General features: G+C 46.3%; 15 protein-coding genes and 1 pseudogene. 10 read left to right on the top strand and 6 right to left on the bottom strand.

The window, feature by feature from the left end; genetic code table 11:
• Positions 1–311 precede the first annotated feature (311 nt).
• Positions 312–1,052, top strand: a complete 741-nt coding sequence (locus tag EDF73_RS27160; RefSeq protein ID WP_132732029.1) for a hypothetical protein — start codon at positions 312–314, stop codon at positions 1,050–1,052.
• Positions 1,053–1,096: 44 nt separating this feature from the next.
• Here the strand turns inward: EDF73_RS27160 and EDF73_RS27165 are convergent, their stop codons facing one another.
• The 4 genes from EDF73_RS27165 to EDF73_RS27180 all read right to left on the bottom strand — a co-directional run bounded on the left by EDF73_RS27165 (position 1,097) and on the right by EDF73_RS27180 (position 5,565).
• Positions 1,097–2,338, bottom strand: coding sequence for an integrase (locus EDF73_RS27165; RefSeq protein ID WP_132732030.1), 1,242 nt, complete (start codon positions 2,336–2,338; stop codon positions 1,097–1,099).
• A gap of 360 nt (positions 2,339–2,698) precedes the next feature.
• Positions 2,699–3,913, bottom strand: a complete 1,215-nt coding sequence (locus EDF73_RS27170; RefSeq protein ID WP_132732031.1) for a hypothetical protein — start codon at positions 3,911–3,913, stop codon at positions 2,699–2,701.
• A 4-nt stretch (positions 3,914–3,917) separates the two neighbouring features.
• Entirely contained in the window at positions 3,918–4,931 is a 1,014-nt protein-coding gene (locus tag EDF73_RS27175) for a site-specific integrase (RefSeq protein ID WP_132732032.1), read from the bottom strand.
• Between the two features lies 1 nt (position 4,932).
• Positions 4,933–5,565, bottom strand: a complete 633-nt coding sequence (locus EDF73_RS27180) for a phage repressor protein CI (protein WP_132732033.1) — start codon at positions 5,563–5,565, stop codon at positions 4,933–4,935.
• Between the two features lie 119 nt (positions 5,566–5,684).
• Here EDF73_RS27180 and EDF73_RS27185 point away from each other — a divergent pair, with 119 nt between their 5' ends.
• From EDF73_RS27185 to EDF73_RS27225, 9 genes and pseudogenes are all read left to right on the top strand, one after another.
• Complete coding sequence (locus EDF73_RS27185) at positions 5,685–5,927, top strand: Rha family transcriptional regulator (RefSeq protein ID WP_132732034.1); 243 nt, start codon at positions 5,685–5,687, stop codon at positions 5,925–5,927.
• 32 nt (positions 5,928–5,959) lie between these two features.
• The gene (locus EDF73_RS27190; RefSeq protein WP_132732035.1) at positions 5,960–6,469 is read left to right on the top strand and encodes a phage regulatory CII family protein; all 510 of its coding nucleotides are present in this window, start codon (positions 5,960–5,962) and stop codon (positions 6,467–6,469) included.
• A 7-nt stretch (positions 6,470–6,476) separates the two neighbouring features.
• A complete protein-coding gene (locus EDF73_RS27195) occupies positions 6,477–6,677 on the top strand; it encodes a phage filamentation protein Fil family protein (protein ID WP_132732036.1) in 201 nt (66 codons plus the stop codon).
• Positions 6,641–6,982: a DUF5347 domain-containing protein gene (locus EDF73_RS27200; RefSeq protein ID WP_132732037.1), complete on the top strand. Its 342-nt coding sequence runs from the start codon at positions 6,641–6,643 to the stop codon at positions 6,980–6,982. Before EDF73_RS27195 ends, EDF73_RS27200 begins: the two co-directional genes overlap by 37 nt.
• A 66-nt stretch (positions 6,983–7,048) precedes the next feature.
• The gene (locus EDF73_RS27205; RefSeq protein WP_132732038.1) at positions 7,049–7,282 is read left to right on the top strand and encodes a DUF2732 family protein; all 234 of its coding nucleotides are present in this window, start codon (positions 7,049–7,051) and stop codon (positions 7,280–7,282) included.
• Entirely contained in the window at positions 7,282–7,509 is a 228-nt protein-coding gene (locus EDF73_RS27210; RefSeq protein WP_132732039.1) for a TraR/DksA family transcriptional regulator, read from the top strand. Before EDF73_RS27205 ends, EDF73_RS27210 begins: the two co-directional genes overlap by 1 nt.
• Positions 7,506–7,802, top strand: a complete 297-nt coding sequence (locus EDF73_RS27215; protein ID WP_132732040.1) for a DUF3850 domain-containing protein — start codon at positions 7,506–7,508, stop codon at positions 7,800–7,802. Before EDF73_RS27210 ends, EDF73_RS27215 begins: the two co-directional genes overlap by 4 nt.
• Positions 7,799–8,686 carry a DNA adenine methylase gene (locus EDF73_RS27220; RefSeq protein ID WP_132732041.1) on the top strand — a complete coding sequence of 296 codons (888 nt, stop codon included), beginning with the start codon at positions 7,799–7,801 and terminating at the stop codon, positions 8,684–8,686. The genes EDF73_RS27215 and EDF73_RS27220 overlap by 4 nt, the downstream gene beginning before the upstream one ends.
• Positions 8,667–8,948 (top strand): annotated as a pseudogene (locus EDF73_RS27225) (replication endonuclease); the annotation flags it as partial. The gene EDF73_RS27220 and the pseudogene EDF73_RS27225, both read left to right, overlap by 20 nt.
• Before the next feature lie 105 nt (positions 8,949–9,053).
• Here EDF73_RS27225 and EDF73_RS27230 read toward each other — a convergent pair.
• Both EDF73_RS27230 and EDF73_RS27235 read right to left on the bottom strand, forming a co-directional pair.
• A complete protein-coding gene (locus tag EDF73_RS27230; protein ID WP_132732042.1) occupies positions 9,054–9,782 on the bottom strand; it encodes a hypothetical protein in 729 nt (242 codons plus the stop codon).
• Between the two features lie 3 nt (positions 9,783–9,785).
• Positions 9,786–11,570 (bottom strand): sialate O-acetylesterase (locus EDF73_RS27235; RefSeq protein ID WP_132732043.1); only part of this gene is annotated, 1,785 nt, incomplete at its 5' end.

Here is an 11,570-nt window from a genome sequence, read left to right on the forward strand (position 1 = left end):
ATCTTATTATTCTGACTGGTGTTAAACATAGTTCCAAGACTACCTCTTATTTTAAGAGAGGCGAAGTGTCTGGTGATCTATGGGGCTAATCTAAGATAGTCGAACGGGCCACGCCAATTTTTTTCATTACAGATGTAATCCGTATCATTTTTGCATTGGATATGTTCATCAACGTTTCTCGTAGGTTGTGCGTTTTGGGATGGGATGAAGATAGCCTTTCTGCGTTTTAAAAAAAATTAACTTGCCAAAAAGTTTTTTTTTACAATACTGTCTCTGTGTTAATACATTGAAAATTAAGGGGTTAAATTGGCATGTTAAAAATTTTTTGTAGTGAGTTCGAAGTTCAACGCAAGGACCTGCATAGACTTCTTACGTCTTCAGAGTGGCCGTTTAAGAATGCCTTGATGGAAGGACTATTTTTTCTCGCGGAGGACAATGACCAAGTAAAAGATGAGGTCTCACAGTTAAGGGCTCAGTACATCGAGCATGATGCATGCTGGAAGCGGCTAAAGCTAAAATGGACAACCATACCTTTGATGCACTCGGCTCTAGGATTGAAACAGACCTTCAAAGATACGCTGTTCGCTGCCGGTGTATTTCAGCTTTGGGGAAGAGACATATGGGATGTCGATCAAGAAATGGCGGTTGAGTCCTTTCTACACGCGAATCGAACTTTGAATGAATGTCGTGGGGCTGTGGATTTCAATCAATTGATTGATAGTGAAAAAATGGTGAGTGAGGGCCGGCGGCAATCAGCCAAAAAAGGAGGAAAGGCAAAAGCTGAGCACTATATTCCGGTAAAGCAGGAGGTAATAAGGTTACTCCACAAAAATGTTCCGTCAAATGGAGGCTGGAAAAACAGAACCGTAGCCGGAAAGGCTATCGAACAGGATTTAATGAGTTTTGTGAAAAAAATGAAAGCACAAAATGAGGGATTGGATCTTAATGAAGATGAGCTTCTCACAACTATCGTACGCTGGGCACGCGAAAATGCTGAGGTAAGAGCGGCCTTCGAAGCAACAGTTCGAGTTAAGGTTGGTAAAAAAAAATAGCGTAATTTTAACGCTATTTTTAATGTAACAAATCGCCTGATTTTTTATCCAACAAGTCTCAGTACACCAGTGTTTGGTGTAATTATGGTTCCTTTGTCGGCTGAAATAACAAAATCAGCCCACCACTGCATCATCGGACGACGTTGCTCAAGGTAATCGCTTCGGTTGTAAGCACGACGTACCTCATTTTTGTCCACATGAGCCAATGCTGCTTCAATAACATCAGGTGGAAATCCCTGCTCATTGAGAGCAGTGCTGGCGATAGAGCGTAAGCCATGAGAAACGAGAACGCCTCCCAATCCAGCACGCTTAAGTGCGGCATTCACTGTTTGGCTGTTCATCGGCTGGGTTGGTTTGATGCGACTGGGAAAGATAAATTCTCGGCCACCACTGAGAGACTTCATCGTTGCAAGAATAGCGAGGGCTCCTTCAGACAATGGAATCGTATGCTCCCGGTTCATCTTCATTCGAGCAGCAGGAATTTTCCATTCGTTGGCATCAAAATCGATCTCATCCCATCTCGCTTCAGAGGCCTCGGCTGGTCGGGTAATGGTGAGAAGCTGCCACATGAACAAGCACCGCGTTGACATACTGATGCTAGCCGTACGCATAGTTTGCATTAGTTGTGGTAGTTGCTCCGGGCGGATGCTTGGCATGTTTTTCTTTTGCGGTTTCTCGAACGCTTTTCCGATATTTACACTGGGAACTGCATCAATCAAGCCTGTGTTCTGCGCGTAAATCATGACTTCATTAATACGCTGACAAAGGCGTCGGACTGTCTCTAATGCACCTCTGGCCTGAACCGGCTGCACTGCTTTAACCAGAGTATGAGCCTTAATCTCAGTGACACTGATATCACCGATAGCTGGGAAAACATCTCTCTCAAGCGAGCGCCAGATATCGTCGGCATAGTCCTCTGTTACGCTGGCTTTCTTCACATTCCACCAACGCTCGGCAACTAACAGGAAAGTATTGGTTTTGGCCTCTTGAGAATTTCTCGCCTGTTCTTTCTGATATTCTTGGGGATCAACGTCTTTCGCCAATAAAACTTTAGATTCGGCTCTGAGTTTACGTGCATCAGAAAGCGAGACGGCAGGGTAGGCTCCGAAGCTTTGTTTGGTTCGCTGCTTGGTCAGAGGCCGATAGTAACGGAACTGCCAGAGCTTACTACCGCTGGACTTGATTAGCAGAGTAAGCCCGTCACCGTCATACAGCTGATAATCGGCATCTTTAGGTTTGGCAGCTTTGATTTCCGTATCGGTTAACGGCTTGGTTTTTCTTGCCATGGGGAGTCTCCATGCGTTTAGGCCCAACGAAAACAATAGAGCTTTTCGTTGGGCCTATCAATGGGCCTAAAAGGTTCGGATTTAATTAGTTCTCTTCGGACTACGCGGGACAAATTGCAGGCACAAAAAAGCCCGCAGGGCTTGCGCCGTGCGGGCTCTTAGGACTTCATCGGATGACTCTGGTAATCACCGATGGAGAATTTTGGTGGGCTGGGGGGAGTTGAACCCGCGTCCGAAATTTCTACATACCATTTTAATCATAAGAAAAACAATTATTTACTTTTAAAAACAGTATGTTGGTATCATTTGGTGTTTTCCCATTTTATGCGTTTTTAATGCCCTGCCGCCAAAGTGCCGCCATTAATTGCCCTCTATTGGCTCATAAGGTAAAACTTCATCAATGGTCTTTTCAAGACGCCTGAAATCGGTTATTGGATAAAATTTAACCAAATCTTCATGAAAGTTTTTAATTTCTCTATTTTGTATATGATCGATTGCCTTATCAAATTCTGTATCTCTTTTAATTGGATAATCTAAGGTTTTAAGAAGTTGCCATGATATAGGCTTTGTTAATTTGAATGTTTTAGAAAGAGTTGGGCAATATAAATTTGTTGTCATTTGCTTGTAAGTTGCTTTAGGTGGAATTACAACATTGATTGCCAAGTTGCTATGCTTGATGGATGTTATTTTAGTTGAGCGATATGCTATGCCAATTATAGGTGAGCGCTCTCTTTTGCTTATCCATTGCATTAATATGTTAGGAATGATGTACTCTTCATTAAACGCTGCATCAGGTTGCTTTTTGATGTAGTTGCATGCAATTATTAATGGCCACAAACATAAGTATGAAATCAATATCTCCTCGGGGATAACTCTTAGAATATAATCTTTTCTAAGGGATATTGACGAGTTTAATAATTCCGAGGAGAAGTTTAATATTAACTTGTCGGTTGGGCTGCTTATCGATTTAAATGACGATATATAAAGTCTATCAAAGTCAGGCTTTCCCATTTCTTGCCAGCAAATATATAGTGATGTTCCGAGGTATAGACAAGGAAGGCCAGCAACAGAATATCTTTGTGCGCTTACTAAGTGCCTCATTTTAAATGGAATGTGAAATAATTCCTTGCGATCTTCTAAAAACCGATCTGATTTTCTTACTCTATATAATGGTCTATCATCATTACAAATTTCGTTCAGGTTTATACAAATGTTTTTAAGATGCTCACTTTTGCTTTTACTACTAAAGGTCTTATCGAAGAGGTCGTAGGCAGCTTGAATGTCACCTGACAAAAAATGCTCTAAACACTCAGATATGGTGTCTTGAACATCATAGATGGTCCTCATATAACGTTGTAGCCTTCGCATAGCCATTTTAGTTGATAAGTGATGATGATTTGCTAGGTTTGACGTATGGGATTTTAAAATTTCTATATAGCTTTCACACTTTACATTAAAGTCTTCGATAATGTCGCTTGTGCCATCTTTTATTTCACATGGTGGTGTTATTTCTGAGCAGCTACGTAATGAGGAAAAAAGTGAGCCGTATGCAGTACTATTAGTTACCGTTACCATATTTTTATAATCCTAAAATTGGGTTTTTATATATAGCATCTTCTAGGTGGTCTGGAGAAAAATGAGAATAAATCATAGTCATTTTTATATCGGCATGGCCTAGAATATCGCGCAGAACAAGTATATTCCCGCCGTTCATCATAAAATGACTGGCAAATGTGTGACGCAGCACGTGAGTGCACTGCCCTTCCGGCAGTTCAATACCGGCTCGCTTTACTGCGCGCTCAAAGGCTTTTCTACAGGGCGTGAATAACTTCCCTCTGTTTCTAGGTAGTTCGTCATACAGATCCTGAGATATGGGTACGGTACGGTTTTTCTTACCTTTGGTTTTAGTGTAAGTGATTCGGTATTTTGATAACTGATGGCCCTGCAGATTTTCGGCTTCACTCCAGCGCGCGCCGGTGGCAAGGCATATTTTTGCTATCATCAGCAGGCTGGGGCTTTGAGAATCAGCGCAGGCATCCAGCAGGCGCTTAATTTCTTCAGGTGCCAGGAACGCCAGTTCGCCCTCTGCGATTTTGAATGTTGGCAGCCCGGCAAGCGGATTTGGGGCTGACCAGTGACCCAGCTTTTTCAGCGTGCCGAAAACTGATGAGAGGTTACGTTGCTCAAGGTTTACCGTTCGAGGCTTAACTGGCGACATAAACGCACCATCCTCACTTCGTACTTCACCTTTTAATCGTGCTTCCCGATATTTCGTAAAGTCACCGGCTGTCAGCTCCAAGGCAACGGGATCGCCAAGGCCATTGCAAATGATGCTGAGCTTCGCCATCAGGCGTTTAGGGTCTGCGAGAGTCTGCCCGTAAAGGGAATGCCACTGATCAATCAGTTCTGACAAATGCCGCCGATCTTCCTTCTCACCAAGCCATGGCTTTTTGTTCACTTCATCCATGGTAAAGTTTTCGAATGCTACGGCCTCGCCTTTCGTCGCAAATTGCTTACGCACGCGCTTACCGTCCCGCCCGTTCGGGTAACATTCACAAAGCCATTTTCCGTTTGGCTGCTTCCTTGTCGTCATATCAAAGGCTCTTAATAATTTTCAAGGCTTTGCCTAGCACCTCAAGGGCGTCCAGGCTGCATTCAAATGAGGAATCATCTTGATGAACAACTAACCGGTTGCCTGGGAGACGAGTGAGCTTAACGATGCTTTTTATCCCATCGATATCAACCAACCACATACCGTTAACTGGTGGTGTTTGATTGCGATCCACTAGGTAAGAGTCCCCAGCAGTATTTACCAAAAGTAGGTTGCTGGAGTCTGAGGGGAGCAGGCTGCTGTCAATGATTGCTTTTCCTGCTTCAACTAACGAACCGCCAGTTAAAGTGACTTTGTCAATTTCGGGAGAAATAAGGTCAGAAAGAAGTTTTACCTTGCCTGAGTTCACGAAATTGATGTTTTTTTCTGAGTCAATATTTGAACCTGGCTCGCCCTGCCCAGTGGTTAGCCACAGTAAAGAAACCCCCGTCTCAAGAGCACACTGAATTACCCATTCAGCCGGGAAGCTATCTCTTAAGTATCTGTTTGCCATGGTGCTTTTTGATGCGCCCAGATGATCGCAAAGCTGTTGTCTGGACTTGAAATCGTAGGCTGCCATTAGCCTATGGATCGCCTCTTTACCTCCGGTATTTTCGCCAGCCTTCACCTGTATCATTTTTCAATCCTATTGACGTATCAAATATTGGATCGTAGTATCTCGATGTATCAATTATTGAATCAAATAAAACAAGATAAAACGACGTAAACCAAACCTTAACCGGGAGATATTGCACTATGAGCACCGATATTTCAATTCGTGTACCAAAAGAGATGGCAACGCCTGCAGAGTTCGCGGAATGGGAAGGTATCTCCCGCGGCTCTGTTTACCAGAAAATCCATCATGGGCGGCTCGCTAAATACATGGTTAAAAAGGATAAAAACAAGGGGCGCGTCAGCCTCCGCTATCTGATGTACAAAGCTGATCAGGTTCGTGAGTCCCTTGGTCATTCTAACTTCCGCATCATCGTGGGCCAGTAAGTTCAATTATGAGAACTTTTAAAGGGGCTAACATGTTTGATTATAAGATTTCCAAACATCCGAACTTTGATGAAGCCTGCCGGACCTTTGCTTTACGCCATAACATGACAAAGCTGGCAGAGCTCGCTGAAATGAACGTTCAGACACTGCGCAACAAGCTGAACCCGGAACAGCCGCACCAACTCAACGCGCCGGAAATCTGGTTGCTTACCGATCTCACTGAGGACTCAACACTGGTTGATGGTTTCCTTGCGCAAATCCACTGCCTGCCATGCGTGCCGCTAAACGAAGTCGCCAGGGAGAAAATGCCGGATTACGTACTGAAGGCCACGGCAGAAATCGGCCGCGTAGCCGCCGGTACTGTTTCCGGTGAAGCGCACACCACTGCAGGCCGCCGTCAGATTGTTGACAGTATTAACTCAGTCACCCGCCTGATGGCATTAACCGCTGTGACACTGCAGGCACGCCTGCAAACCAGTCCGGCAATGACAAGCGCAGTTGATACCGTAACGGGCCTCGGCGCGTCGTTTGGTCTGATCTGAGGTGGCTATGCTGACCAACCAACCATCACTGGCATCGCTTCTCGTTAAGCAAAGTCCGTCTCCACATTTCGGGCACGGCTGGATCATGGGGACCGATGGCAAGCGCTGGCACCCGTGCCGCTCTCAGGATGTGCTGCTGGCTGACCTGTCCACCACTAAACAGGGGAAACCATGGCTATTGACGGCGATTCTGCGACTGTTCCGCTAAGCCCTGGGCATCGCCTTGACGGGCTGAACCATATCGCAGAATTAAGGGCGAAAGTATTTGGCTTAAATATTGAGTCTGAATTGGAGCGGTTTATTAGCGATATGCGAAACCCACGGGATATTAACCATAAACAGAATGAGCGGGCATTAGCAGCAATTTTCTTTATGGCGAAGATTCCGGCGGAACGTCATAGCGTCAAAGTGAGTGAGCTGACGACTGACGAAAAGCGGGAGCTGATTAAGGCTATGAACCATTTCCGCGCAGTGGTGAGCTTATTTCCAAAACGGCTAACCATGCCGATTTAACCAGTAAGAGAAATTAATGGCGTAAACCCGCCGGGCATTTTTTTGCCCAAATTCAGGAGAAGCACTATGCGAAATATTGAAACCCGTAACATCAAAACCGGCCCAGATGATGCAGGCCTTAATCTGCTGCTGACCGAAGCGCGTAAGGAAGAACGCCGCGGACGCGCTGATGTGTTTGCTGCCCGTCTGGATAACCTTGCAGCCCGTATCGCCTCCCGTCAACTGACTCATGCGGAAGCGGCGGAGCTGCTGCGTGAAGAGGCCGTGAAAATCCAAAACGAAGCACAGGAGATCCACTGATGGCTGATTCTATGGACCTCGTACAGCAGCGCGTTGAAGAAGAACGCCAGCGCCATATCCACATCGCCCGTGCCAGACAGCCGGGCGTTTCCCGCGTCTTATGCATCGACTGCGACGCACCAATTCAGCCGGCTCGCCGCCGTGCCATTCCGGGGGTGCAGTGCTGCGTCACCTGTCAGGAAATCGCAGAGCTGAAAGGCAAACACTACAACGGGGGCGTTGTATGAGCGTAATTCATGATTTAAAGATTGGCCCGCTGTTTTTTAATGCTGTAGCAAACGGCGAGAAAAAAGCAGAAGTGAGAAAGAATGACCGCGATTTTAAATGCGGTGATTTTCTGCTGCTGCGTGAGTGGGAGGGGGAATATTCAGGTAATAAGCTGATAGTAAAGGTTACGCATATATTGCCGCTTGATGGTTTAGTTGTCGGCGGTAGCAATTGGGTAATGATGTCGGTTTCTCATATCGAAGAAAGTGATATTCAGCCTTTTATGGAAGCAGTTATTGGGGGTGTTCAATGAGCACCATCCTGAAATGGGCGGGCAATAAAACCGCCGTCATGCATAAGCTGAAAAAGTACCTGCCTGCAGGCCCGCGATTGGTTGAACCTTTCGCGGGTTCCTGCGCTGTGATGATGGCGACAGAGTATCCTCATTATCTTGTCGCTGATATTAATTCGGATCTGATTAATCTTTATAAGCAGATTGCATTTAACTGCGAGGGATTTATTACTAACGCTAAAGGGTTCTTTGTCAGCACCAATAGCGAAACCTCTTATTACAATATCCGTCAGGATTTTAATCATTCCTCTGAAATTACTGATTTCTGGAAAGCTGTATTTTTCCTTTATCTTAATCGCCATTGTTATCGTGGGCTGTGCCGTTATAACAGGAAAGGTGAATTTAACGTTCCATACGGGAATTATAAAAAACCATATTTCCCGGAAGACGAAATCAGAGCATTTGCAGAGAAAGCAAAACGCGCCACCTTCATTTGTGCCAGCTATGAGGAAACTTTAGCAATGGTCAAAGCAGGTGATGTGATTTATTGCGACCCACCTTATGACGGAACATTTACCGATTATCACACTGATGGTTTCAATGAACTTGAACAGCGTCGCCTGGCGACGACTCTTGATGTGCTGGCAGCAGCAGGCCATCAGGTTGTTGTGTCGAACAGTGAAACCGAGCTGACGAACGCGATTTACCAGAATTTTACCCGCCACCGTATTAACGCAAAACGCAGTATGGGCGTTGCCGGTGGTGATGGTAAGTCTGCAACTGAAATTATCGCTGTTTCTCAACCTCTGATCTGGTCCGGGTTTGATCTGGCAGCGTATCCAGACGTGAGTGCGTCTTACGAAACTTTCCAAAGAGAGTATTTGTGTGAGCCATCACGACGTTAAAAACTACGGCGGCGCAGATGATGCCGCCGCTGCGTTTGCATGGAATGCCCCGAAAAAAGCGGTTAACCCGTATGTGGACCCGGCGGAAGTTGCGCCGGTGTCTGCGCTTTCAAACCTGATTGCTCTCTACGCCAGCGATAACGAGCTGGAGCAGCTGCGCCGTGAGGCGATGAGCGATGAGGTCTGGGAACGCTATTTCTTCAATGAAGCCCGTGATCCTGTTCAGCGTGAAATGGAGCAGGATATAGCGCGCGAAAAAATTTGATACCGATTTGAAAATCAATCGATACCAATAAATTAAGCAACAATAAAAATATTTGATACTAAACGGGGGTCTGAAGACGCCCGTTTAGGTTTGAACGTGTGGCTAGAGTGCGATTGACCGCCTTGCGAAATACGCCTGGAAATAGTCATAAGCTGCTTGAATCTCAGCATCAGACAATGCACGGCCAAAAATCATGGCGACAGCAATTGTCGACGCTTCCGGGACTTCGCTGCTGTTACTGCGACCAATCCGGTATGTCAAAGCGGGGTTGGTGAAAGATTCAGCACTCCCGGGTACTGTAACATTCGCTCCTGTTTGGCTGGTCATATTCTTGATCGTCAATTTTTTACCTGTATCTCGTCCGTACATAAACGCCGGAGTTCCGTCAGTGATGTCCTGTTTTGTTGCTGCAAACTGCACGGATGAAACATCAGTGGTCGGGTCTTTATAATGCGAATACATTGCCAGGTTAGGATTACCTGTATCCGTGACCAGACTACGTCCTGCATCATTAGTACCTCTATACGAAGCAATAAAATACTGACGTTTCGCTGGATTAATACGCTTCGAAATCGTGATCAGTGTTGTTTCCTTCGTTGTCGGCACTCCAGTTTCAATGAAGTTATTTAAATCGAAGGTGGCAAAATGATTACTTACTACCGGTGAGCCTGTCACTACGGCATCGACACCGCCAGGCGCATAGTTCTTTGACAGATTACCGCGTCCGTAAATTCCAGCATAAAGAAGACCATCAGTCGTAAACGGCGGGTTCCATCCATCCGGGTTTGCGATAATGTTAGACGGTACATTTGATTTAATAACCATGACCATTGTTTATTCTCCGTAAGGGATAGAAAGACAGAATTGGACCGATGCATTGTTTAACGGGTACGGCTTACCAACCAGTTCCGGGATGTTTTCCGTCTCGTACTGGCCAGTACCTTCTTGAAAAATGAAACTATCCAGCGAGTTAAAATTGTCGCTGTCAAAAACGTTACCGTTACCTTCATGAGTAGTTTTATCGCCGTACCATAGTTTTGCGTTGGCGGAAATATCCCGACCTGTCGTTATTTTGATAATCGTATCAGCCACAATCTCAACATTGCTGATAGCAACGGTTCCAACGCTGTCAGTCACCCGAAAACCTTTATCGGCATACAGCGTTGCAACGTTTTTCACGTATGACGGTCTGAATGTTAGCGGCGGGGACGGTACGTGATAAAACACATAAATCTCACGCCCGATAATGATAATTTTAATCGGCCCCAGTGGCTCCCAGCCTTGCCCCTCGTTTAGTACCTGGTGCATCACTTTGGCGAATTGCATATCCATCCAGCGATAGCCGTTTGGTCCCAGGTGCCCCCCTTTATCCGGGAAGGGGTAGGCAGGCGTGACGAGATACGCATTCTCATGCTCACGGCAAAATTCCCACTGTGCCATCCCGATGGATAAATCAGCGTCATCACGTGTAAAGCCAGCACCTGTCTGGTACATAAAAATAGCGGGTGGTGCTTTCTGCCCGGCGATGCCGATGGCCATATCGGACACCATGTCGGTATACAGCTTTTCGAGACTGGCTTTATAGGTCGCCTTGTCGTTAGAGCCGTTGGTCTTACTGTAATTCCACTCGCCCTGAATCCAGATAATTGCACCGATGGAATAAGATACATCCTCTATATCTGCCAATGCTTTCACCTGCTGAACAGCCTGAAGCGGACGCTGGTATAGTTCAGGTGTAGCCCCTTTTGAAAGCTGCTCGATACTACGGCCATTAACACCGGTGCTGGATAAGACAAATCGACGGGATGGGTCACGCTCCAGACAATTGCGCTGCAACCAAAGGCGGCGAAGGCCGTTTGCAATAGCAACACCACCTTCGCCCTCATTGGGTGAACCGGCTGGCAGGGCTGCAACCTGCTCATTGTTAATTACGGCGCTCCCTGTGCTGTTCTGAACCACTGCGTGCAGCGGTTTTAATACGGCATCACCCACCGGTACAAATTCCGGGTTAGAGCGGTGTGAGGGACGGATTGAATCACCCAGCATCAGATTATCGAAACCCTCAATAGGGGTTTGACTAAGTGCGGGATACCCTTCCTGCTGCGTACCTAGGCTCTGACTGTAAATCAGGAGATGAATCAACCCGGTAACAAGGCGTTGCACTGCGGCGTTATAGCGGCTGCGAACATTCTGCGAATACGCTTTGTTTTGCGCATCTGCGGCTGTGAGATCAAAAGTTTCATCCGGGATTTCTTTACCTCCGATGAGTTCGCCATCAGCATCAGTCAGCGCTTTGAAAAAACCCTCTTCATCCTCAAGGTTTAGCCAGCCCATACCACCCGCTTTCGTGGTGAATTGACCATCACCGCTTAAGGCTTGCGGTGCGGCTTTTCCTGACTGGTCGGCCACGTCAGAATAAAAACCGTCGATATCCTCCAGACGCAACCACGCACCATCGGTGGTTTCGGTATGGAATTTTCCGCCACCGTTCAGCGTTCCCGGCCTCTGCCCTATACCATCCGGACCAATAAGTGTGACAGTAAAACCGTCAGGATCCTGATATATCAATCCCTGACTGGAACTATCAGCATGAGTGAATGTGAGGTCAGAAAGAAAAAC

It is taken from the genome of Klebsiella sp. BIGb0138, assembly GCF_004342285.1.
In the GTDB taxonomy this organism is placed as follows: Bacteria; Pseudomonadota; Gammaproteobacteria; order Enterobacterales; family Enterobacteriaceae; genus Klebsiella.